Genomic DNA, 21,721 nt, shown 5'->3' with positions numbered 1-21,721 from the left:
TTTTTCAGCGCTATTTAAAGCCTGATAAGAAATGGAATCAGAGGAGTGAGTCGCCATAGAAATGTCCCGACATGGTGTGTCTCATTGACATTACGCGTTTTGCAACGCGGTAATCCATAGAGTAACGCTAATTTTTTCGAAAAAGTTTTTTTAGGCTTTTTCCTGGCATTCCGATTTTGTTAAGCCTTTCCCTTCTTCATCTCTCTGCTTATCGCTGGTCTTACTGACCCCTTTAATCGCTCAGAGCATCATGCGCTGACGTCAGGCGTTCAGGCGGAGAGCGCATCGGCGCAGCTGGCCGTCGTGCCAGAGATCAGTGGGAGGAACAGAGCGCGCGAGAGCGCGTGAGGATAATGTGATACGGGGCCTGACCGATGACAGACCGCACAACAGCGGGCAGATTAGTGAGAGAGTGCCGGGCAGGATTTAATCATCCTGCCCGGTGAAACACAGATTATCGCCAGGCTACCATCAGGCGCTCAGCCAGCCCAGCTTAATCACAAACAGAATCGACAGGATAATCAGCGCGGCATTGACCTCTCTGGCGCGACCGCTCAGCAGCTTCACCAGCGTCCAGGTAATAAATCCAAAGGCGATGCCGTTGGCGATGGAATAGGTCAGCGGCATGGTCAGCGCGGTAACCGTCACCGGGGCAGCAGTCGTGATATCTTTCCAGTCAATATCCGCCAGACTGGATGTCATCAGCACGGCCACAAACAGCAGCGCGGGCGCGGTGGCATAGACCGGCACGCTGGAGGCCAGCGGCGAGAAGAAGAGCGCCAGCAGGAACAGCACGGCGACCACGATCGCCGTCAGGCCGGTGCGGCCACCCGCACTCACGCCCGCCGCCGACTCCACATAGCTGGTGGTGGTTGAGGTGCCCAGCAGCGAACCAAACAGCGCAGCCGCACTGTCAGCAATCAGCGCACGGCCCATCTTCGGCACGTTACCCTGCTCATCCGCCAGACCGGCGCGTTTGGTGACGCCCAGCAGGGTGCCGGTGTTATCAAACACATCCACAAACAGGAAGGCAAAAATCACACTGACCAGGCCGACGTTAAACGCGCCAGCGATATCCAGCTGCATAAAGGTCGGTGCGATCGACGGTGGTGCAGAGAAGACCCCGGCAAACGGCGACAGGCCGATGCCCATAGAGATAAAGGTTACCAGCAGAATACCGATCAGCACGGCACCGGTTACGCGACGCGCTTCCAGCACCACAATCACCACAAAGCCAAGCATCGCCAGCAGCGGACCCGGTTTTGTCAGATCGCCAATGCCCACCAGCGTCGCCGGGTTATCGACCACAATGCCTGCGCCTTCCAGCGCAATGATCGCCAGAAACAGGCCAATACCGGCACCAATCCCCGCGCGCAGCGGCAGCGGAATACTGGCAATAATCCACTCACGGATTTTGAACAGCGACATCGCAAAGAAAATCACTGCCGAGAGAAACACCGCACCCAGCGCAATCTGCCAGGTGTAGCCCATGTGCAGTACAACGGTGTAGGTGAAGAAGGCGTTCAGCCCCATGCCCGGTGCCAGTGCAATCGGGTAGTTAGCGATCAGCCCCATCAGCGCACAGCCAATCGCCGCCGCCAGACAGGTCGCGACAAATACGGCGCCCTTATCCATGCCGGTTGCGCCCAGAATGCTCGGGTTAACAAACAGAATATAGGCCATCGCCAGGAAGGTGGTGATCCCGGCGATAATCTCGGTACGAACCGTCGTGTTATGCGCTTTGAGTTTGAATAGTTTTTCTAACATCATCATCTCTCGATACAGGAGACCGCACCGGTGTGGGTCTCGCTTGCCAAAGGGGGTTGCATGCTGATTATTCTGTTTTCGGGACGCGGATACCGGCCGCTGCATACTGACCTGCCGGAATCGTCTGAAATCCCTGACTGACCCACTGCCCAAAGCAATTGCCATGCCACTTACCGACGCAATCGATTACCTGGCAGAGCCGGATGCGCCTCAGAGAATTCCGAACCAAAACGAGGCGCGATTATGGTGCAATGCACCGATGATGCGCAATCGTTTTCCTGCCTCCCTGTGTCACCCCCGCAAAACTCTGCGCCAGCGCACGCTTCCGCATACTGACGGGCGAGGCGTGTCACGTTTCAGCACGCTGCCTCAGCGCACTTTTCTGGCCTGTGTAGACTCCTGAATTAACTCTTTCGTAACATTGAGGCCGCGCCATGAAGCCAGCGATTTTGGTGGTGGATGATGATCCTGCTGTCTGCGACGTCCTGCAGGATGCGTTAGGTGAACATCAGTTAAAGGTCTACTGCTGTCATCAGGGAAAAGAGGCGCTGCTGATGCTCAGCACGCACCCGGAGATCACGCTGGTGATGCTGGATATGATGCTGCCCGACACCAACGGACTGCTGGTGCTGCAGCAGTTGCAGCGTCAGCGCCCCGAGGTGCTGGTGATCATGCTGACCGGTATGGGTTCCGAAGCGGAGATGGTGGTCGGCCTGGAGATGGGCGCCGATGATTACATAGCCAAACCCTTTAATCCGCGCGTGGTAGTGGCGCGCACCCGGGCGGCCCTGCGGCGCGGCGGACGCCCTGTCCAGAGCGAACCGGAACCGGCGGGCTGGCGATTCGGCGGCTGGCAGCTGGACGACAGTCGCTGCCAGCTGTTCAATCCGCAGCGCGAGTTGGTGCCGCTGACCCAGGGCGAGTTCAGCCTGCTGCGGGCGCTGGTGCGTCACGCCCGCAAGGTGCTGACCCGCGATCAACTGCTGGAGCTGACCCACAGCGAAAGTCTGGATGTGTTTGACCGCACCATCGACGTGCTGATCATGCGCCTGCGCCGCAAAATCGAAATCAACCCGCATCAGCCCGATCTGATCCGCACCATTCGCGGGCTGGGTTATGTCTTTTCGGCTGACGTAATGAAACCTGAAACCGCCCCGCGCACCAGCCAGATCGCCTGAGTCGCGCTGCGTCCTGGCAATGTCGCTGCCGTGGCGGCGGATGTGGGCGATGAAAGTCTGACGCAGTTTACGCGCGAGTACGCACGGCTGTTTGGTGACCCGCCTGCCCGCAATATAAGAAAGATGAGGCAGTCCGATCCCGGAGACCATGCGAAGGGATGATCAGCGTCCGGGAGGGTCAGGTAAAGCCGCGGGCGTAGTCATTACAGAGCAGCCAGCGCGGCGCCTCATCCTCCTCAAGCGGATTGAAGCGGGCCAGTGGCGTCAGGAACACGTTGTCGTTTTCGTCATCATTGGGCATCGACACCTCGCCCACCAGCACGTCGCCAAAACCCGATTCGCCCCAGAAGCTGTGCCAGAGGCCCGCCTCAAGGGTCACGCTTTCACCCGGCGAGAGCCGCAGCTGCGAACCCGCAGCATGGGTCTGGCGCAGACCATCCAGTGATACCGTGACCGGCGAGTCAGCCAGTGCTACGCCGTCGCGGTTATGCAGTTCGACAATCAGATTCCCGCCGCCGCGATTGATGATGTCTTCCATTTTGCGCGGATGATAGTGCATCGGCGTCAGCTGCCCGTCTCGCACGTGCAGGATCTTCTCCGCATAGGGTTTGTGCCACGGCTGTCCGCCGGGCGAACCGTTGCGCAGCGTAAACAGCGTCAGCCCGGTCTGCAGAAAGTCATCCGCGCCAAAACTGGTCAGATCCCAGCCCAGCCGCAGTGCCAGAATCTCCGCTATCGCCTCAGGTGACTGCGCCCGCCACTGACCTGACCCGAAATCGGCCCACGGCGGCAGATGCACATCCTGCTGGCGGAAAAATTCGCGTGTCTGCTGCAGGTAGTGATTGACCTCTGAACGTTGCATGGTGGCCTCCTGAGGGTGCTGACAAAGTCTGCCCCGGTTAGCTGCAGGACAGAGCCTGCGCAGGAAACACGGTCAGATCGGAAAGTCGTTTAAACCATCCCTGGCGACTTGTCCTGCACGATTACGCACCTCATCCCTGAGGTGCGCCCGTTGCCGGGCCAACGCGGTGCGTTGTTCAAAAACGCTCCCGGCGTTTTTGTCCCTGGCGCGGGACGCTTTCCTCCTCTGCCCGTGTTCCCTGCGCGATAAAGTTATGCGTAGCTGCCAGAGTCACGCTGTCAGCCGTCTGAAGCAGCACCCGGAGGGTGCCGCATTAAAGCCTATTTCACCGTCCAGCCCTGATAGCTGCCGATGTTGTCACGATCGATCAGCTTCACCGGGATCAGCACCGGCTTTTCGGGTGCCGGTTTGCCCTGCAGAATGTCGTAGCCAATCTCCACCGCCTTCGCCGCCATCACCTGCGGGTCCTGCGCCGGGGTCGCGACAAACAGGGAATTTTTGCGCTTCAGCGCCTCTTCACCATCCGGCGATCCATCGACGCCGACGATAAAGAACTCGCTGCGCTGCGCCTGTTTCGCGGCTAAATCCGCGCCGATGGCGGTGGGATCGTTAATGGCAAACACCGCATCGATTTTGGGGTTAGCGGAGAGCAGACCGGTCATCACCTCCAGTCCCCCTTCACGACTGCCTTTGGCGTTCTGGTTGTAAGAGAGCAGCTTGATGTCGGGATGGGTTTTCAGTTCGTTCATGCAGCCTTCAACACGGTTCTGCACCGCAGACACCGGCGGGCCGTTGATGATCACGACGTTGCCTTTCGCTTTCAGGCGGTCAGAGATATATTTGCAGGCCATCGCGCCCGCCTGGGTGTTATCGGAGGTAATGGTCGCATTCGCCCCATCGGCCGCCACGTCGACCGCCACCACCACGATACCGGCATCACGCGCCCGCTTCACCGCCGGGGCAATGCCTTTCGAGTCGGCGGCATTCAGGATAATCATGTCCACTTTTGCCGCAATAAAGTTATCGATCTGCCCCACCTGCTGGCCGAGATCGTAACCGCTGGAGACCAGCGTCACGTTGACCTTGTCCCCCGCCAGCTCACGCGCCTTCATCTCCGCCCCTTTGGTGATCTGCACGAAGAAGGGGTTAGCCAGATCGCCGACCGTGACGCCGATGGATTTGAGTTCTTTTGCCTGAGCCAGCCCGGCGCTGAACAGCGTTGCCGCCAGCAGCCCGGTTACAATCGGATTAAAACGCATAGACCTTCTCCTGCTGTTATCAGAGTGCCAACCGCTTAATGGCGTTTTTACAGAGACGGCGGCGACATCGCGCATCCGCCTTTCAGCCTTAACTCACATGATGACGGGTACGGTATTTGTCGATCAGGACGGCGATGATGATCACCGCGCCCTTGATCACCAGCTGCCAGAAGTAGGAGACGCCCATCAGCGTCATACCGTTATTGAGCGTGGCGATAATCAGCGCGCCAATCAGGGTGCCGGTGATGGTGCCGATGCCCCCGACGAAGCTGGTGCCGCCCAGGATCACCGCGGCAATCGCATCCAGCTCATAGCCGACACCGAGGTTGCCGTTGGCGCTGTAGAGACGGGAGGCGCTCATCAGACCGCCCAGCCCCGAGAGCAGGCCGCTCATGCCGTAGACAAACAGCAGCACCCCGCCCACCTTGATGCCGGTGAGTCGTGCCGCCTGAATGTTGCCGCCGACCGCATAGATATGGACGCCCAGCGTGGTGCGCCGCAGGATAAACCAGCAGAGGGCGATCACCGCGAAGGCAATCACAATCAGCCACGGCACCGGGCCGAGGTAGCCGTTGCCAATCCACTCAAAATTGATGTCGGAGTTGATGACCGTGGTGCCATCCGCCAGCAGATAGGCCGCACCGCGCAGGGCGGTATAGGTGCCGAGGGTGACGATAAAGGGCGGCAGTCCGGCCCAGGCGACCAGCACGCCGTTGAACAGCCCCATCACCAGACCCGCGCCCAGCGCCATCGGAATGGTCATGGAGGCGAGCATCGGGTCGAGCGAGGCCACCAGCGCCACCACCGCCGTGGTGCCGAGCATCGACCCCACCGACAGGTCGATGCCGCCGGTGAGAATGACAAAGGTCATCCCCGCTGCCAGGACGATATTGATCGACGCCTGACGGGTAATGTTCAGCAGGTTCGCTTCGGTAAAGAAGTTGGGGGTAACGAAGCCAAAAACCGCCACGATGAGGATCAGAATCGGCAGGATCCCCACCGTCTGCAGCAGATCGCCCATCAGGGCGCGTTTCAGCGTGGGCGCGGGGGTGCGGGCCAGTTGTGTCATGATGATCTCCTCAGATTTCGCCTGCTGCTGCGCTGTGCGCACCGGTTGCCAGCGTCATAATATTTTCCTGACTGATGTGGCTGCCCTCCAGCTCACCGACGATGGTGCCTTCGTGCATCACGTAAACGCGGTCGCTCATTCCGACCACTTCCGGCAGTTCGCTTGAGATCATCAGAATCGCCACGCCCTGCCGCGCCATCTCCTGCATCATCCGGTAGATCTCGCTTTTGGCCCCGACGTCGACGCCGCGCGTCGGTTCATCCAGGATCAGGATGCGCGGGCCAATCGCCACCCAGCGTGAGATCAGCAGCTTCTGCTGATTCCCCCCGGAGAGGCCGCCCGCCCGGACCTGCGCATGCGGCACGCGGATATTCAGGGAGGCAATCGCCTCGCTGGCGATGGTCTGCCCTTTGCGGCGGTTGAGCATGCCGTAACTGGCATCCCGCTCCAGCGTCGCCATCACGATGTTCTCCTGCGCCGCCATCTCCAGAAACAGCCCCTGCTCTTTGCGGTTCTCGGTGAGGAAACCGATGCCGCGCGCAATCGCATCGCGCGGTGAGAGGATGGTGACCTTCTCGCCGTCGATCCAGATCTCACCCTCTTTCGGCTTGTGAACCCCAAAGATCAGCTGCGCCAGCTCGCTGCGGCCTGCACCGACCAGCCCCGCCAGCGCCACTATCTCACCGGCGCGCACCGCCAGGCTGCTGGGGTGCACTTTGCCGCCGTCGGTCAGGTGATTCACCGCCAGCCGGATATCACCCAGCGGAATCGACCGGTCTTTATTAAAGAGATCGCTGAGCGGCCGTCCGACCATCATCCGCACCAGTTCGCTGGCGTTGAGTTGATCGCGCGTCAGGCTGCCGACATACTCGCCGTCGCGCAGCACGCTGACGCGATCCGACAGTTCATACACCTCCGCCATGCGGTGGCTGATGTAGATAATCGCCATCCCCTCGCTGCGCAGCCGTTTGATCAGCGCGAACAGCTGTTCGGTTTCGCGGTTCGAGAGCGCGGCGGTCGGCTCATCCATCACGAGGATGCGGCTGTTACGCTGCAGCGCCCGGGCGATCTCCACCTGCTGCTGCTCGGCAATGCTGAGGCGGCTGACCACATCCCAGGCACTGAACTGCGCGCCGAGCCGGTCAATCACCCGCTGCGCCTCCTCCGCCATCTGCCGCCGCTTCACCAGCCCGCCGGGGGCGATTTCGCTGCCGAGAAAAATGTTTTCCGCCACCGTCAGGTTGGGGGCCAGGTTAATCTCCTGGTAAATCAGGGTGATCCCGGCGGCCAGCGCCGCTTTCGGCCCTTTCAGCGCCCGCGGTTCGCCTTCGATCAAAATCTCTCCGCCGCTGGCGCTGTAGGCCCCGGCCAGAATCTTCATCAGGGTGCTTTTACCCGCGCCGTTCTCCCCCATCAGCGCATGGACCTCACCGGGCCAGACCGTAAGATCCACCCCCTTCAGGGCGTAAAAGTTGCCGAAGCGCCGGGTAATGCCGCGCATTTCCAGTATCGGTGTGGCTGTCATCGCCTCGCTCCTGCGGACTGTGGATAGCCGTCAGTTAAGCAACGCCAGATAAACGGAAAATGTCAGCGGCCATTCATATTTGTCATATTCACCCGGCTGCCCGCTCCTATACTCGGCCCATCGTTGCCGTGATAAAGAGGGGGTGGGATGCAGCGCACCTATCCGTGGCAGGCTGGCGCGCGGGGCCGCCTGCTGATGTTCAATCTGCTGGTGGTCGCCGTCACGCTGATGGTCAGCGTGGTGGCGATCGTCGGTTTTCGCCATGCCGGTTCGATTCAGGAGCAGGCACAGGCGCAGACGCTGGCGGACATGAACGGCAGTCTGGCACTGGCGCGTGACACCGCCAATGTGGCGACGGCAGCCGTGCGGCTGTCGCAGGTGGTGGGCGCGCTGGAGTATCAGAGCGAATCACAGCGGCTTCAGCAGAATCAGCAGGCGCTGCAGCAGTCGCTGAGTCTGCTCGCCAGCGCCCCGCTGGCCGCGCGTCAGCCGGAGCGCATCGCCCGTATCCGCGCCCGCAGCCTGGAGCTGGAGCAGACGATTAACCGCCTGCTGCTCACCGGTCATCAGCGCCACCTGCAGCGCAATAACATGCTGAGTGACCTGTGGCAGTCGCAGATTCTGCTCGGCCACATCAGTCAGCGGCTGCAGCGGGAACCGCAGCGCGCGCCGGATAGCGCCCTGCGCGAGCAGACTGAGCGGCTGCTCAGCATCGCCATCCGCACGCCCTCACCGATTGCGGTGATTGAGCAACTGCAGCAGGTGATGACGCAGTGGCGCAGCGTGCCGCTGACGGGCACCACCGGCGAGAACATTGCGCGACTGCTGGCGACCCAGCAGCGCCTGCTGCCGCTGGCGGAGGCGCTGGAACAGAGCGATCTGGCGATCGCCTACGCCACCTACCGGATTAAGGCGCTGGTGGCGATGCTGAATGAGGATATCAGTGCCTCGGTACAGCAGGTGGCGTTGCAGAGCGAAGCGCGAACCCTGGCGACCCACCGCGAACTGGATTCCATCATCGGCTTTATCGCCCTTTTCGTGCTGCTGGCGCTGGCAATCACCGGCTATGCCGGGATCTACATCTATCGCAATCTCGGGTCGAGCCTGACGGCGATTGCCGCCGCCATGACGCGGCTGGCACAGGGGGAGCAGAACGTCAGCGTGCCGGGATTGCAGCGCCGCGACGAACTGGGCGAACTGGCGCGGGCCTTCAACGTCTTTGCCCGCAATACTGCCTCGCTGGCGCACACTTCACGCCTGCTGAAAGAGAAGAGCAGCCAGCTGGAGTCCACCTTTCTGGCGATGCGCGACGGCTTTGCCCTGTTTGACCATCAGGGTCAGCTGGTGGTGTGGAACGCGCAGTATGCCGAACTGCTCGGCATCGCGCCGCGCGAGCTTCATCGCGGCGTCCACTATCAGCAGCTGCTGGCTCCGCTGGCGGGGGATCTGCACGATCCCGGCGAACCGCAGGAGATCCGGCTGGCCGATGGCCGGACGCTGGAGCTGCGCTTCAGCCCGATCCCCCGGCGCGGCATGGTGAACACCGTCCTTGATCGCACCTCGCGCAAAACGCTGGAGGAGGCCCTGCAGCACAGCCAGAAGATGAAGGCGGTGGGCCAGCTGACCGGCGGCCTGGCGCACGACTTCAACAATCTGCTGGCGGTGATTATCGGCAGCCTGGCGCTGACCGAAGGGCAGCTGATGCCCGGCCCGCTCGCCAGCCGGATTGAGCGGGCGCGCCAGGCTGCCGACCGCGCCGCCCAGCTGACCCAGCGGCTGCTGGCCTTTTCACGTAAGCAGGCGCTGTTTCCGCGCGCGGTGTCGGTGGTCACGCTGGTGGACAACCTGCAGGGATTATTACAGCACTCGCTACTGCCCGGACAGCAGCTGATTATCGATGCGCAGCGTCCCGGCTGGCCCGCGTGGATCGATGCCGGTCAGCTGGAGAATGCGCTGATGAACCTGGTGGTTAACGCCCGCGATGCGATGCAGCAGCAAAGCGGCGAAATCCGGCTGCGCATCTGGAATCAGCGGCGGATCGAGGGGAGTGAAAAACGTGACCGGGTCACAATTGAGGTGACCGACACGGGCTGCGGCATGTCGGCGGAGGTGCGTGAACAGGTTTTCGAGCCCTTTTTTACCACTAAGGCCACCGGCAGCGGCAGCGGGCTGGGCCTGTCAATGGTCTACGGTTTTGTCCGGCAGTCGGGCGGTCAGATCGAGCTGGAAACCGCGCCGGGCCAGGGCACCACGGTGCGCCTTCTGCTGCCGCGCGCGCAGGAGGCGGTCGCCGCAGCGGTCGCGCCGCCTCCCCCGCCAGCCCTGCCGGCGGTGGCCAGCAACCGGCTGGTGCTGGTGCTGGATGATGAACCGGCGGTGCGGCAGACCCTGTGTGAACATCTGCACCAGCTGGGCTATCTGACGCTGGAGTGTGGCGACGGCGAAGCGGCGCTGGCGCTGCTGCGCCAGACACCCGATATCGACCTGCTGATCAGCGACCTGATGCTGCCCGGCGAGATCAACGGGGCGGAGGTGGTGCGTCAGGCACAGCAGAACTGGCCGCATCTCGCCACGCTGTTAATCAGCGGTCAGGATCTGCGCCACCAGCCGGTCACGCTGCCGCTGTGTGAGCGGCTGGGCAAGCCCTGGCAGCAGGCGCAGCTGGTGCTGGCGTTACAGCGCGCCTGGCAGCGCAGCGAACGGCTTAATCGCGCGCAGCAGGCTGCCACAGCGGCACCGGCTTCCCGGTGATATAGCGTTTGCGCAGGCGACTGGAGATCATATCCATGATCATCACCACCCCGACCAGTATCAGCGTCAGGAACATCACCACATCCCAGTTCCAGAGCCGCATATTCTCGGCGTAGACCAGGCCTACCCCGCCCGCGCCGACAAAGCCGAGCACCGCCGCAGAGCGGGTGTTGGACTCGATCTGATAGAGGCTCAGCGCCAGAAACTGCGGAAAGGACTGGGTGAAAATGCCGAAACGGTGTTTCTGCAGGCTGTTAGCGCCCACCGCCCCCAGCCCGCGGCCCGGTGAACGTTCGACCGCCTCATGCCCTTCGGCGTAGAGTTTGCCGAGCAGGCCGACATCCTGCAGGATAATCGCCAGCACCCCGGCCAGCGGCCCCATGCCCACCGCACGAACGAAAATCAGCCCCCAGATCGCCATGTCGATGCCGCGCAGCAGGTCGAACAGTCGCCGCATCAGAAACGCCAGCGGCTTCGCGGCGCGATCGTGCATCACGTTGCGCGCCGCCAGGAACGACAGCGGCAGCGCAATCAGCGAGGCGGTCAGCGTACCGGCAAACACGATCCCCAGGGTGATCCCGACCTGCGACAGATAGTAGCTGAAGGGCCAGTTCATGAAGTCATGCCAGACAAACATCCGCAGAAAGTAGCGCCCCAGCTGCTGGCAGCCCGCCAGCAGGCGCGATCCCTCCAGCCCGAACACCGAAAAGAAATAGAGGTAGTAGAGCAGGAGCGCCAGCGCTATCAGTGCCAGACGACGCAGATAGCGCGGCTGCGCGGCAAACAGCTCGCGATGCTGCTGCTTCAGCTGCGCGATGGCGGGAACGGAACGGATCATGCGCGCTCTCCTGTGACACGACGACGCAGCTGACCGGACAGCGTATCCAGCAGCGACACCACAATCAGAATCAGCAGCAGGGTGATGCTGACCTGGTCGTAGCGGTCGAGTTTGATGTTGGTCATCAGCTCCTGGCCGATGCCGCCCGCCCCCACCAGCCCGAGGATGGTGGAGGAGCGGAAGTTAATCTCCAGCCGCATAAAGCTGTAGGAGAGAAAGGCGGGTTTCACCTGCGGCCAGAAGGCAAAGCGCATCCGCTGCAGTTTACTGGCTCCGCAGGCGGCCAGGCCGCGCACCGGCTTATCCGACGCGGACTCAATCGCCTCATAAAAGAGCTTGGTCAGGCTGCCCACCGTGTGCAGCGCCAGCGCCAGGAAGCCGGGTATCGCCCCGATACCAAACGCCATGACAAACATCACCGCCCACGCCAGTTCCGGCATGGTGCGCAGAAAGGCGACAAAGGCGCGAATCGCCATCCGCACGCTGACCGGCGTCTGCGTATTGTCGGCGGCGAAAAAGGCGAGCACCGCCGCCAGCCCCACCGCCAGCAGCGTCGCCGCCAGTGCCAGCTGCAGGGTTTCCCAGATCAGCGGCAGCTGGATCGGCAGACGGTAGCCCCAGTAGGCCAGCGAGCCTTCTGTTTTGCCGTCGGCAAACAGCAGCGGCAGATGCAGCACCGGCAGGATCTCATGCAGGTAGTCAAAGAAGTGCGGCAGCGACTGCCAGACGGTGAGCAGATTAAATTCTGCCACCCTGCCCGCCGCCAGATAGAGCGTGACCAGCAGCAGTGACCAGATAAGCGTGTCACGTTTTTGATGACGGCGGATGCGCTGGTAATAGTGTTCGAAGTCGGTCAAGGGGGATCTCCGGCGTGAAAGCAGCGGGACGCTGGCCGCGTCCCGCTCTCCCCGCGAGGCGGGGAAGTCAGGAAGGTTCGTCAGCCGCGGCTGCCTTTCATCAGGTCGCGCTTCATATCGATAATGCTCTGATAGTCGGCAACGGTGGCCGGGCCGATATGCTGCTTACCGCCCACCGCTTTCACGAAGCAGTCGTGATCGTCTTTATCCAGCTTTTTAATCGCCGCCACCACTTTCGCTTTAAAGTCGGCAGGCAGTTTGTTGCTGACCAGTACCGGACCGTTGGGGATCAGCGGCGACTGCCAGATGATACGGATCTGCTTCATCAGGTCGGGGTGATCCATGCGGATCAGGCGGCCAAACGCGCCCGAGGTGTAGCCGCTGTTATAGTCGCCCACCAGCGAGGTCCAGGTGACCGCGCCGTCAAACTGGTTGTTCAGCACGCCCAGAATGTCCTGCTCATGGCCGCCGGAGAAGGTGACGCTGGAGAAGGTGTTGTTATATTTGTCATCCACCGAGCCGCCGAACATCTTCTTGAACGCCTGATTCGGCATCAGGAAGCCGGAGGTCGAGTCCGGATCGGCCATGCCGAACGATTTCCCCTTCAGGTCTTCCAGCTTTTTGTAGGGGCTGTCCGCTTTGACGATCACCACTGAGTGGTAGCCGCGTGAGTTGTCTTTGTCATCCACCACGATGCCGACCACCTCCACCGCTTTCGGGTCCTGCAGGTAGACCGAAGCGAAAGAGGCGGGTGACATGCTCAGCACCATATCGATTTTGCCGCCCAGCAGTCCCTGAATCACGCCCGAATAGTCAGAGGCGTTGCGCATCTGAGTATCCACACCCAGCTCTTTATCAAAGAAGGTCTTCACGCACTGATTATCACCAATCTGCTGGGTGGCGTTCTGACCGCCCAGAATCCCCAGATTCAGCTGTTTTGGCGCATCCGCTGCGCTGACACCCGACGCCATAACGCCGATCAGTAGTGCTAAAGAAGTCAGTTTCATTCGGAGTTGTTCTCTTGCTGTGGAAGTTAATGGATCTGGTTAAGTTCATCGCCGTACAGCTGTTGCAGCAGGCTGTCAGTCAGTCGGGAAGGATGACCGTCAAACAGCACCACGCCGCGCTGGATGCCTATCACCCGGGTGCAGTAGCGTTTCACCAGCTCAATGGAGTGCAGGTTGACCATCACGCTGATGCCCTGCTCGCTGACCTGCCGCAGCACATCCATGATGCGCGTCGTGTTTTTCGGATCGAGTGACGCCACCGGCTCATCGGCCAGCAGGATTCGGGGGTTCTGCATCAGCGCCCGGCAGATCGCCACCCGCTGCATCTGTCCGCCGGAGAGATTCTCTGCCCGCTGCAGCGCCTGCGGCAGCATGTTCATCCACTGCAGCAGTTCGATAGCGTGCGCCCGGTCGTGGTCGGAGAAGATTTTAAAAAAGGACTTCAGCGTGCTGGTCTGGCTCAGGCGGCCCAGCAGCACATTGGTCAGCACGTCGAGGCGCGGCACCAGGCAGAAATCCTGAAAGATCATGCCGCACTGGCTGCGCCATTCCCGCATCTGGCGGCTGTTGAGGGTGACCACGTTACGCTCGGCTTCCCCTTTATGCAGGCTGATAATCGCCCCCGCCGTCGCGCTGATGGTGCCGTTAAGCATATGCAGCAGCGTCGATTTCCCGGCACCGGAGCGGCCGATCACCGCCACCAGCTCACCGGCATGGAGATCGAAACTGACCCGATCCAGCACCGGCGTGTCACCGTAGGTTTTGCTCAATCCCTGCACCGACAACACTTTTTGTCCGCTGAAACTGACCGGGGGCCGATCGTGGTCGACCACCGTTTTCAGAAGTGCCTGTGCCATGCTGTTCTCCGTCATCTCTGATTGCGTTCTGCCGGTTATTAAGGCGTGGCACGATGAAAGCGGGATGACAGTCAGATGATCAAACTGTGACAGGCCAGTGCGCGCCGCACAGCAGCGTCTGGCCGTCACGCGCGGCCTGCACCCCCTCCGGCAGCGGATTTTCCGCCAGCCAGTTGTCCATCTCATGACTGAGATGGGTCAGCCAGCTCTGGCGCGGCCGCAGCAGCGCCACAATGGCCAGGGCCTGGGTGACATCGTTGTGGTTGCGCGGTCTGGCAGACGGCGGGTCGTTGCAGTCGATCACCAGCTGATCCAGCGGCTGACCGCGCAGAAAGTCGGCGGTATCGGGGGGCAGCCCGCAGGTGTCACACAGCCAGGCGAGCCGGTGACCGTGCCAGTCGAACAGATAGCCGTGCGTCAGCTTCGAGTGCTGAAGCGGCAGCGGCGTCACCTGTAACTCGCCAAAGGCGTGTGCCACAAACGGGGTTAAGGCGGGACGAAAGTCGAGCAGGCCGGGGTGTTTATAGAGATCGTCACAGCCGCGCGGGTCGGGCGGCCCCCAGACCGGAATCGGTGCCCCCCGCCCCCAGCGCAGCGCAAACAGTCCCTGCACATGGTCCATGTGGTAGTGGGTGAGCAGAATACGCGTCAGCGATCCGGGCGGAAAGCGCGACGCCAGCAGTGGCAGGCCGGCATCCAGCAGGATGCGCTCGCGCCCGGTCTCAATCAGCGCACTGCAGGGCGCACGGGCGTAATCGCTATGGCGCTGCGCCCGCTGGCAGGCACGGCAGTCGCAGCCCGGCAGCGGCGCGGCGGTCACCCCACCGGTGCCGAGAAAAGTGAGTTTCATTGCGCCGCCTCCACTATCTGACGCAGTTGCCGGACGGTCTCTGCCAGCGCGCCATCGTTGTTAAGGATCAGGCAGCCATCGGGCTGCGGCTGGGCGGCGCGCGCCAGTCGCCGGGCGATTGCCGCCTCATCTTCCCGTCCGCGCAGGCGCAGGCGCGCCGCCAGCACCGCAGGCGTGACCTGCAGGCAGACCGGCAGCAGCTGCGGACCGAAGCGGGCCTGCGCCTGCGCCAGATGCAGCCGCGACCCGTTGACCACCACGTTCTGTCCGCGCAGCAGCCACTGCTCCGTCTCACAGCCAATGCCATAGCTGAAACCGTGCGCCTGCCAGCTCACCGCGAACAGCCCCAGCGCCGCGCGGCGGGCGAACTCCGCCTCGGTCAGCGCCACGTGGTTTTCACCGCCCGCATCCGCTGCGCGGGTAATATAGCGATGGGCGATCAGCAGGCGCGGCGGCGGTGCCGCCCGCAGCGCATCCAGCAGGCTATCCTTGCCTGAGCCGGAGGGACCGGTGAGCCAGATCAGCCGCGCCATCAGTAGACCTGCCGGCCTTTGCTCCAGACGTGGCGCACATGCGGGTAGCCATGTGCGGTGTGCGCCAGCACCAGATCGGCGCGACACCCTTCGGCGATCACCCCGCGATCCTCAAGCCCCAGCGCGCGGGCCGGATTGCAGGTGACCAGCGCAATCGCCTGCGCCGTGCCGAGCGTGTTGCGCTCATCCTCAGCCAGCCGGAATGCCGCATCCAGCAGGCTGGCCGGGTAGTAATCGGAGGAGAGAATGTTCAGCAGGCCGTGAGACGCCAGCTCCCAGGCGGCGACGTTGCCGGAGTGCGAGCCGCCGCGCACGATGTTGGGCGCCCCCATCAGCACCTGCATGTTGCGATAGCGCGAGGCGCGTGCCGCCTCCAGGGTGGTGGGAAATTCGGCGATGCGGCTGCCCGCCGCGTGGGACTCCTCCACATGCGCGGCGGTGGCATCATCGTGGCTGGCAATGGCGATGCCATGTTCCCGGCAGAGTCCGGCGATCGCCTGACGATTGGGCTGCGACCAGGCCGCCGCCAGCGTGAGCTGCTCGTGCTCAAACTGATCCATCTCCGCGTCATTCAGCTGGTATTTGCCCTGATAATATTCGCGATATTTTGTCAGCGACGCATACTGCCGCTGCCCCGGCGAATGATCCATCAGCGAGACCAGCGCCAGTTCCGGCGTGCCCATCAGCGCCTCAAACAGCGTCGCGGTGGTCGGGTGCGGCAGTTCACAGCGCAGATGCAGCAGATGCTCGGCGCGGTTCAGCCCTTTGCGGTTGCTGTCGCGGATGGCGTCGATCATCCTGCTGAGATTCTCCAGCCGGTGACCGCCGTCGCGCACATCGCCGACGCCAATGGCGTCCAGCACGGTGGTAATGCCGCTGGAGACCATCAGCGCATCGTGGCTGCTCATCGCCGAATGCGCAGGCCAGTCCACTTTGGGTCGCGGGGTGAAAAACTTGTCGAGGTTATCGGTGTGCAGCTCCACCAGCCCCGGCAGCAGCCAGGCCCCCTCGCCGTCCAGCGCGCCCGGCTGCTGGCTGCGGGTTTCGCTGAAGCTGCTGATACGCTCATCGCGGAACTCCAGCGACCCGCTGATGACCTCATTTTCCAGCACCAGTCTGACATTGTTGATGATCATGCCTGCGCTCCTGTCTCAATGGGGTGCATCAGATGCAGCCGATCGGCCACCTGCTCGCGCACCGCCCGATCGTGAAAAATGCCAACAATGGCGGCACCCCGGGCGCGCGCCTCTTCAATCAGACTCACCACCGCCGCGCTGTTGACGCTGTCGAGGGAGGCGGTGGGTTCATCCAGCAGCAGCACCGGATAGTCAGCGATAAAGCCGCGCGCAATGTTCACCCGCTGCTGCTCTCCGCCGGAGAAGGTGGACGGTGCCAGCGACCAGAGGCGCTGCGGCACGTTGAGCCGGCTCAGCAGGTCGGCGGCGCGCGCTTCGCAGAACCGGCGGTCGACGCCGCGCTCCAGCAGTGGCTGCATCACAATCTCCAGCGTCGGCACGCGCGGGATAACCCGTAGAAACTGACTCACCCAGCCCAGCGTGTCGCGGCGCAGCGCGATAATCTGCCGCGCCGGGGCCTGCGCCATATCGACCCATTCCCCCTGATGTGCGACCCGGATATAGCCGCTGTCGGGCTGATAGTTACCGTAAAGCGTGCGCAGCAGGGTCGATTTGCCGCTGCCCGAGTGACCGTGCAGTACCACGCATTCGCCCTCGCCCACCGTCAGGCTGGCGTTGTGCAGCACCGGCAGCGCCGCGCCGTTCTGGTTGTGCAGCACAAAGGTTTTACACAGGTTTCCGACCTGCAGACGCGGATTGATAGTCGTCATTTAATTGAGCACCGAAGAGACCAGCAGTTGTGTGTAAGGATGATGGGGATCGTCAAGCACCCGGTCGGTCAGACCGCTCTCCACCACCCGCCCCTGTTTCATCACCAGCAGACGATGTGCCAGCAGGCGCGCCACGCCGAGATCGTGGGTGACGATCACCACCGCCAGGTTCAGCTCCCGCACCAGGGTGCGCAGCAGATCCAGCAGGCGTGCCTGCACCGAGACATCCAGCCCGCCGGTCGGCTCATCCATAAACAGCAGCTGTGGCTGCGTCACCAGGTTGCGGGCGATCTGCAGACGCTGCTGCATGCCGCCGGAAAAGGTGGTGGGCAGATCGTCGATGCGGCCGGGGTCAATCTCCACCGCCTGCAGCCAGCGGCTCGCCGTTGCGCGGATGTCGCCATAGTGCCGCGCACCGGTCGCCATCAGCCGTTCGCCGATGTTGCCGCCCGCGCTGACCTGCGGACGCAGGCCGTCCATCGGATGCTGATGCACCACGCCCCACTCGGTACGCAGCAGGTGACGGCGCTCGCTTTCACTCATCTGCCAGAGGTTGCGCCCCTGATAGAGAAGCGTGCCCTGCTGCGGTGCGAGGCGTGCCGAGAGGCTGTGCAGGAGCGTGGTTTTACCTGAGCCGGACTCGCCGACGATGCCCAGCACCTCGCCGGGATAAAGATCAAAGCTGACCTGCTCAAACCCTTTGCCCGGCGCATAAAGATGGGTGAGCTGGCTGACCGCAAGCAGCGGCTGTTCACTGTGCATGTTGCTGTTCCTGCTGCTGGTGGCAAAAGTCGGTGTCGGAGCAGACAAACATCCGCGTGCCCTGATCGTCCATCACCACCTCATCGAGATAGCTGTGGCGCGAGCCGCACAGCGCGCAGGGTTCATCCCACTGCTGCACGGTAAACGGGTGATCGTCGAAGTCGAGGCTTTCGACGCGGGTGTAAGGCGGCAGCGCGTAGATGCGCTTTTCACGCCCGGCACCAAACAGCTGCAGCGCGGGCATCATGTCCATTTTCGGGTTGTCGAATTTGGGGATGGGTGACGGGTCCATCACGTAGCGGCCGTTGACCCTGACCGGGTACGCATAAGTCGTGGCGATATGGCCATAGCGGGCGATATCTTCATAGAGTTTCACCTGCATGATGCCGTACTCCTCCAGCGCATGCAGGAGGCGGGTTTCGGTTTCGCGCGGTTCGATAAAACGCAGCGGCTCCGGGATCGGCACCTGGAAAATCAGGATCTGATCCTCCTCCAGCGGCGTTTCCGGGATGCGGTGACGCGTCTGGATCAGCGTGGCATCGCTGGTGCGTTCGGTGGTGGCCGCACCGCTGACCCGCTGAAAGAAGTGGCGGATCGACACCGCATTGGTGGTGTCATCAGCCCCCTGGTCAATCACCTTAAGCACATCCTGATCGCCAATCACACTGGCGGTGATCTGGATGCCGCCGGTGCCCCAGCCGTAAGGCATCGGCATCTCGCGCCCGGCAAACGGCACCTGATAGCCGGGGATCGCCACCGCTTTCAGGATTGCGCGACGAATAGTGCGTTTTGTCTGCTCATCGAGATAACCGTTGTTGTAACCCGTGAGTTCAGCCATGGTTGCGCTCCTGATAGTCATCCTGCAGCTGTTTGAGCAGCGCCAGCTCCGCCTGAAAATCGACGTAGTGCGGCAGCTTGAGATGGGAGACGAAGCCTGCCGCTTCCACGTTGTCGGCGTGCGACAGCACAAACTCCTCATCCTGCGCCGGGCTGGTGACGCGCTCCTGCTGTTCGCGGCTTTGCAGCGCCCGGTCCACCAGCGCCATCGCCATCGCCTTGCGTTCCGCCCGGCCAAACACCAGCCCGTAACCCCGGGTAAAGTGCGGCGCGGCGTCTTCGCGGTGGGCCACGCCGTTGACCATCTCACACTCGGTCAGTAGCACTTCCCCAATCTCCAGTTCAAAGCCCAGCTCTTCGGGACAGATGCTGACGCTGACATAGCCGGTGCGGATCTCCCCGGCGAACGGGTGGGTGCGCCCATAGCCCCGCTGCGTCGAGTAGCCGAGCGCCAGCAGAAAGCCTTCGTCGCCGCGCACCAGCTGTTGCAGCCGTGCCGCGCGCGAGGCGGGAAACGCCATCGGTTCGCGGGTGATATCGGTCGGCTCACTGCCGTCATCCTCCTCCGCGGCCGCCAGCCCTTCGCGGCTCATCATGCTGAACATGTGCGGGCAGCTTTCCGCGACCGGCCGATCGTCCCGCGGCGCGGCAGGCGTTTCGCCATTAGCCAGCAGCGTGAAGTCGAGCAGACGGTGGCTGTAATCACAGGTAGGGCCGAGCACCTGGCCGCCCGGCAGATCTTTATAGACCGCCGAAATGCGGCGTTCGATACGCATCGTCCCGGTCGCCAGCGGGCGACTCTCCGCCAGCCGTGGCAGCGTGGTGCGATAGGCGCGCAGCAGAAAAATTGCCTCGACCAGATCGCCGCTGGCCTGCTTAATCGCCAGCGCCGCCAGTTCCGGATCGTAAATCCCCCCTTCGGTCATCACCCGATCCACCGCCAGACCCAGCTGCTGCGCCACCTGATCGCAGCCGAGTTCAGCCACGGTCCGATCGCCACGGCGCAGATCGGCCTGCAGCTGGTGGGCATGCGTAATCGCTTTTTCGCCCCCTTTTACCGCGACATACATCAGCACACCTCCACAACGGTGGTACGCGGCACGGCCATGATCGCTTCGCCGCAGGTGAAGATAAGATCCACGCCCTGCGGAAACGGATGCGGCCGGGTGCGCAGATAGTCCAGCACGCTCTCCGGCAGCTGCGGCGCAATGGCGCGGGTTTCGCGCAGGCCGGGGCCGGAGAGTCGCAGCGTCAGACCGCCATTCAGCGAGGGCACTTCGATAATCAGCGTGGTGCTTTTTTCCGGTGACAGGTTATCCCCCGCCGCAAACGCCGTCGGGTCGGGCTGCGCCGCCGCATGGCTCAGGGCAAAAGGCGCATCCTGCCGGGTGGTGATCGGCGCGCCGGTATGGAAGCGCAGATTGTTGCGCAGCTGTTCGTTGTCGATTTTCGCATCCAGCCAGACCGGACTCTCCTGATCGACCAGCGTCAGCAGCAGCGCCGTGGCCGCCGGCGAGAGCGCACCCCAGCCCTGCTGCAGCGGCAGCGAGACCATCACGCCCGGTTCACTCATCGCCTTCAGGATGCGGCGAAAGGCGCGCTGCGCGTCCGCAACAGGGTGGTTAAAACTAGCCAGTAAAGTCATCAGTTATCTCCGCGAACCAGCGTAAAGAAATCCACTTTGCTGCTGGCGATTTCGCGCGCGCGCAGCTGTCGCTGCTCTTCACGCCACGCCGCCAGCGGGGTAATAATCTTCTCTTCCAGCAGCGGCCGGGTTTCCGGCTGCTGCAACAGTGCATCCAGCAGGGCGCAGCGCTCGGCGTGCGCTTTGTCGCGTCCTAACAGGTAGCTGTATCCCAGGGTGCCGTCGCTCAGCTGCACCACGGCGCGGGTCACCGTGGCATCACCCATCACAAAGCGTTTCCCGGTGGCCCCCATTCGCGCCTGCAGCCGCGTCATGCCGATTTCGGCCGGGCGGATCAGGGTAAACTCGGGGTGAAGATTCAGCGCCTGCCAGTGCGCTTCAAGCCGCGCGGCGTTGCTGTGTGCCAGCACCGACAGCCAGCGCTGGCGATCCGTTTGCTGTTCCATCAGTGCTCCAGAGTCAGTTCGATCATGTCACCGCGGGTCAGGCTGACGGAGTATTCTGCCAGCGCACCATCTGCGGTTTTGTTCAGGGTCCGCACGCAGAGCAGCGGCGCATGGAGTGCGATATCCAGCTGACGGCACTCCTTCGCCTGCGCCCGGCGGGTGCTGATGCGGGTCTGGGTGCGCACCAGCTGCTTGCCGGTGTGCTCCACCAGAAAGTCGTGCAGCGAGCCGCTGTTAAAGCGCTGAAGCTGCGGCCACCAGCTGAGGTCGGCGAGGAAGTGGTTAATCAGGCAGAGCGGCACGCCGTTGGCGCGGCGCAGGGTGCGCAGATGAATGACGTTGTCGCCCTCTTTCACGCCCAGCGCACTGGCCACGTCACTGCTGGCCGGACGCAGCACCGCCAGCAGCCGTTCGCTGGTCGGGTGACTTCCCTGCTCCAGCAGGTTCTGACTGAAGCGCGCCTGGGCATGCAGCGGATAGTCATACGGGCGCATCAGCACCAGGATGCCCACGCCGTGACGGCGTTGCAGCAGCCCTTTCTGCACCAGCTCATCGACGGCCCGGCGCAGGGTGTGGCGATTCACTTCGTAGTGGTCGGCCAGCTGTTGTTCGGAAGGCAGATAGTCGCCGCAGCGGTAACGCTCTTTCAGCGCCTGTTCCAGCTGCGCGGCAACCGCCTGGTAGACAGTGGTCGGATGTCTGGATAACTCCATCACGATGAAATCCTCACGGGTTACGGAGTGGGAACGCAGTGAAAAATCACTGCGGGATGGCGTTACCTTGACGGCTTCAGATGACAGCAGCGTGACGGCGGGGTGAAGGTGCGGTGAAT

General features: G+C 62.6%; 21 protein-coding genes. 2 read left to right on the top strand and 19 right to left on the bottom strand.

What is annotated here, in order from left to right; genetic code table 11:
* Positions 1-471: 471 nt before the first annotated feature.
* Complete coding sequence (locus tag CKF42_RS11100; RefSeq protein ID WP_219854812.1) at positions 472-1,770, bottom strand: NCS2 family permease; 1,299 nt, start codon at positions 1,768-1,770, stop codon at positions 472-474.
* 431 nt (positions 1,771-2,201) lie between these two features.
* Here CKF42_RS11100 and CKF42_RS11095 point away from each other — a divergent pair, with 431 nt between their 5' ends.
* On the top strand, positions 2,202-2,945 hold the full coding sequence (locus CKF42_RS11095) for a response regulator (RefSeq protein WP_009089499.1): 744 nt from the start codon (positions 2,202-2,204) through the stop codon (positions 2,943-2,945).
* Between the two features lie 178 nt (positions 2,946-3,123).
* On the opposite strand, the gene CKF42_RS11085 is transcribed toward CKF42_RS11095, so the two are convergent.
* The 4 genes from CKF42_RS11085 to CKF42_RS11065 all read right to left on the bottom strand — a co-directional run bounded on the left by CKF42_RS11085 (position 3,124) and on the right by CKF42_RS11065 (position 7,660).
* Entirely contained in the window at positions 3,124-3,807 is a 684-nt protein-coding gene (locus CKF42_RS11085; protein ID WP_111208200.1) for a D-lyxose/D-mannose family sugar isomerase, read from the bottom strand.
* 320 nt (positions 3,808-4,127) lie between these two features.
* Entirely contained in the window at positions 4,128-5,066 is a 939-nt protein-coding gene (locus tag CKF42_RS11075; protein ID WP_046102116.1) for an ABC transporter substrate-binding protein, read from the bottom strand.
* 88 nt (positions 5,067-5,154) lie between these two features.
* Positions 5,155-6,135 (bottom strand): ribose ABC transporter permease, encoded by a 981-nt coding sequence (locus CKF42_RS11070; RefSeq protein ID WP_009089493.1) that lies wholly within the window; start codon positions 6,133-6,135, stop codon positions 5,155-5,157.
* 10 nt (positions 6,136-6,145) lie between these two features.
* Positions 6,146-7,660 carry a sugar ABC transporter ATP-binding protein gene (locus CKF42_RS11065; RefSeq protein WP_111208198.1) on the bottom strand — a complete coding sequence of 505 codons (1,515 nt, stop codon included), beginning with the start codon at positions 7,658-7,660 and terminating at the stop codon, positions 6,146-6,148.
* A 147-nt stretch (positions 7,661-7,807) separates the two neighbouring features.
* On the opposite strand from CKF42_RS11065, the gene CKF42_RS11060 reads away from it, so the two are divergent.
* Entirely contained in the window at positions 7,808-10,411 is a 2,604-nt protein-coding gene (locus tag CKF42_RS11060; protein WP_111208197.1) for an ATP-binding protein, read from the top strand.
* On the opposite strand, the gene phnE (CKF42_RS11055) is transcribed toward CKF42_RS11060, so the two are convergent.
* From phnE (CKF42_RS11055) to phnF, 14 genes are all read right to left on the bottom strand, one after another.
* Positions 10,365-11,249, bottom strand: coding sequence for a phosphonate ABC transporter, permease protein PhnE (gene phnE, locus CKF42_RS11055; protein WP_111208196.1), 885 nt, complete (start codon positions 11,247-11,249; stop codon positions 10,365-10,367). The genes CKF42_RS11060 and phnE (CKF42_RS11055) overlap by 47 nt on opposite strands.
* Positions 11,246-12,106 (bottom strand): phosphonate ABC transporter, permease protein PhnE, encoded by an 861-nt coding sequence (gene phnE, locus CKF42_RS11050; protein ID WP_111208195.1) that lies wholly within the window; start codon positions 12,104-12,106, stop codon positions 11,246-11,248. The genes phnE (CKF42_RS11055) and phnE (CKF42_RS11050) overlap by 4 nt, the downstream gene beginning before the upstream one ends.
* 80 nt (positions 12,107-12,186) lie before the next feature.
* Positions 12,187-13,113 carry a phosphonate ABC transporter substrate-binding protein gene (gene phnD / locus CKF42_RS11045; protein ID WP_009089484.1) on the bottom strand — a complete coding sequence of 309 codons (927 nt, stop codon included), beginning with the start codon at positions 13,111-13,113 and terminating at the stop codon, positions 12,187-12,189.
* A 26-nt stretch (positions 13,114-13,139) separates the two neighbouring features.
* On the bottom strand, positions 13,140-13,970 hold the full coding sequence (gene phnC / locus CKF42_RS11040; protein ID WP_009089482.1) for a phosphonate ABC transporter ATP-binding protein: 831 nt from the start codon (positions 13,968-13,970) through the stop codon (positions 13,140-13,142).
* Positions 13,971-14,049: 79 nt separating this feature from the next.
* On the bottom strand, positions 14,050-14,820 hold the full coding sequence (gene phnP, locus CKF42_RS11035; protein WP_111208194.1) for a phosphonate metabolism protein PhnP: 771 nt from the start codon (positions 14,818-14,820) through the stop codon (positions 14,050-14,052).
* Positions 14,817-15,353, bottom strand: a complete 537-nt coding sequence (phnN, locus tag CKF42_RS11030) for a ribose 1,5-bisphosphokinase (protein WP_111208193.1) — start codon at positions 15,351-15,353, stop codon at positions 14,817-14,819. The genes phnP and phnN overlap by 4 nt, the downstream gene beginning before the upstream one ends.
* Positions 15,353-16,489: an alpha-D-ribose 1-methylphosphonate 5-triphosphate diphosphatase gene (gene phnM, locus CKF42_RS11025; RefSeq protein ID WP_111208192.1), complete on the bottom strand. Its 1,137-nt coding sequence runs from the start codon at positions 16,487-16,489 to the stop codon at positions 15,353-15,355. Before phnM ends, phnN begins: the two co-directional genes overlap by 1 nt.
* Positions 16,486-17,199, bottom strand: coding sequence for a phosphonate C-P lyase system protein PhnL (phnL, locus tag CKF42_RS11020; RefSeq protein ID WP_111208191.1), 714 nt, complete (start codon positions 17,197-17,199; stop codon positions 16,486-16,488). The genes phnM and phnL overlap by 4 nt, the downstream gene beginning before the upstream one ends.
* A complete protein-coding gene (phnK, locus tag CKF42_RS11015) occupies positions 17,200-17,961 on the bottom strand; it encodes a phosphonate C-P lyase system protein PhnK (RefSeq protein ID WP_058957653.1) in 762 nt (253 codons plus the stop codon). It abuts the gene before it with no gap.
* Entirely contained in the window at positions 17,951-18,799 is an 849-nt protein-coding gene (locus tag CKF42_RS11010; RefSeq protein WP_009089470.1) for an alpha-D-ribose 1-methylphosphonate 5-phosphate C-P-lyase PhnJ, read from the bottom strand. The genes phnK and CKF42_RS11010 overlap by 11 nt, the downstream gene beginning before the upstream one ends.
* Positions 18,792-19,868 carry a carbon-phosphorus lyase complex subunit PhnI gene (locus CKF42_RS11005; protein WP_111208190.1) on the bottom strand — a complete coding sequence of 359 codons (1,077 nt, stop codon included), beginning with the start codon at positions 19,866-19,868 and terminating at the stop codon, positions 18,792-18,794. The genes CKF42_RS11010 and CKF42_RS11005 overlap by 8 nt, the downstream gene beginning before the upstream one ends.
* Positions 19,868-20,443 carry a phosphonate C-P lyase system protein PhnH gene (gene phnH, locus CKF42_RS11000; RefSeq protein ID WP_009089466.1) on the bottom strand — a complete coding sequence of 192 codons (576 nt, stop codon included), beginning with the start codon at positions 20,441-20,443 and terminating at the stop codon, positions 19,868-19,870. Before phnH ends, CKF42_RS11005 begins: the two co-directional genes overlap by 1 nt.
* Positions 20,443-20,889 (bottom strand): phosphonate C-P lyase system protein PhnG, encoded by a 447-nt coding sequence (gene phnG / locus CKF42_RS10995; protein ID WP_111208189.1) that lies wholly within the window; start codon positions 20,887-20,889, stop codon positions 20,443-20,445. The genes phnH and phnG overlap by 1 nt, the downstream gene beginning before the upstream one ends.
* Positions 20,889-21,602, bottom strand: coding sequence for a phosphonate metabolism transcriptional regulator PhnF (phnF, locus tag CKF42_RS10990; RefSeq protein ID WP_009089462.1), 714 nt, complete (start codon positions 21,600-21,602; stop codon positions 20,889-20,891). Before phnF ends, phnG begins: the two co-directional genes overlap by 1 nt.
* Positions 21,603-21,721 lie beyond the last annotated feature (119 nt).

The sequence above is a fragment of the Pantoea sp. ARC270 genome (genome assembly GCF_003236725.1).
GTDB classification, from domain to species: Bacteria; Pseudomonadota; Gammaproteobacteria; order Enterobacterales; family Enterobacteriaceae; genus Pantoea; species Pantoea anthophila.
The sequence above is the reverse complement of the archived record's forward strand: the minus strand, read 5'-3'. Positions and strand labels throughout refer to the sequence as shown.

Coding starts and splice junctions, on each gene's coding strand:
- CKF42_RS11100 (WP_219854812.1), bottom strand. CDS start 1,770: ATGATGTTAGAAAAACTATTCAAACTCAAAGCGCATAACACGACGGTT.
- CKF42_RS11095 (WP_009089499.1), top strand. CDS start 2,202: ATGAAGCCAGCGATTTTGGTGGTGGATGATGATCCTGCTGTCTGCGAC.
- CKF42_RS11085 (WP_111208200.1), bottom strand. CDS start 3,807: ATGCAACGTTCAGAGGTCAATCACTACCTGCAGCAGACACGCGAATTT.
- CKF42_RS11075 (WP_046102116.1), bottom strand. CDS start 5,066: ATGCGTTTTAATCCGATTGTAACCGGGCTGCTGGCGGCAACGCTGTTC.
- CKF42_RS11070 (WP_009089493.1), bottom strand. CDS start 6,135: ATGACACAACTGGCCCGCACCCCCGCGCCCACGCTGAAACGCGCCCTG.
- CKF42_RS11065 (WP_111208198.1), bottom strand. CDS start 7,660: ATGACAGCCACACCGATACTGGAAATGCGCGGCATTACCCGGCGCTTC.
- CKF42_RS11060 (WP_111208197.1), top strand. CDS start 7,808: ATGCAGCGCACCTATCCGTGGCAGGCTGGCGCGCGGGGCCGCCTGCTG.
- phnE (WP_111208196.1), bottom strand. CDS start 11,249: ATGATCCGTTCCGTTCCCGCCATCGCGCAGCTGAAGCAGCAGCATCGC.
- phnD (WP_009089484.1), bottom strand. CDS start 13,113: ATGAAACTGACTTCTTTAGCACTACTGATCGGCGTTATGGCGTCGGGT.
- phnC (WP_009089482.1), bottom strand. CDS start 13,970: ATGGCACAGGCACTTCTGAAAACGGTGGTCGACCACGATCGGCCCCCG.
- phnP (WP_111208194.1), bottom strand. CDS start 14,820: ATGAAACTCACTTTTCTCGGCACCGGTGGGGTGACCGCCGCGCCGCTG.
- phnN (WP_111208193.1), bottom strand. CDS start 15,353: ATGGCGCGGCTGATCTGGCTCACCGGTCCCTCCGGCTCAGGCAAGGAT.
- phnM (WP_111208192.1), bottom strand. CDS start 16,489: ATGATCATCAACAATGTCAGACTGGTGCTGGAAAATGAGGTCATCAGC.
- phnL (WP_111208191.1), bottom strand. CDS start 17,199: ATGACGACTATCAATCCGCGTCTGCAGGTCGGAAACCTGTGTAAAACC.
- phnK (WP_058957653.1), bottom strand. CDS start 17,961: ATGCACAGTGAACAGCCGCTGCTTGCGGTCAGCCAGCTCACCCATCTT.
- CKF42_RS11010 (WP_009089470.1), bottom strand. CDS start 18,799: ATGGCTGAACTCACGGGTTACAACAACGGTTATCTCGATGAGCAGACA.
- CKF42_RS11005 (WP_111208190.1), bottom strand. CDS start 19,868: ATGTATGTCGCGGTAAAAGGGGGCGAAAAAGCGATTACGCATGCCCAC.
- phnH (WP_009089466.1), bottom strand. CDS start 20,443: ATGACTTTACTGGCTAGTTTTAACCACCCTGTTGCGGACGCGCAGCGC.
- phnG (WP_111208189.1), bottom strand. CDS start 20,889: ATGGAACAGCAAACGGATCGCCAGCGCTGGCTGTCGGTGCTGGCACAC.
- phnF (WP_009089462.1), bottom strand. CDS start 21,602: ATGGAGTTATCCAGACATCCGACCACTGTCTACCAGGCGGTTGCCGCG.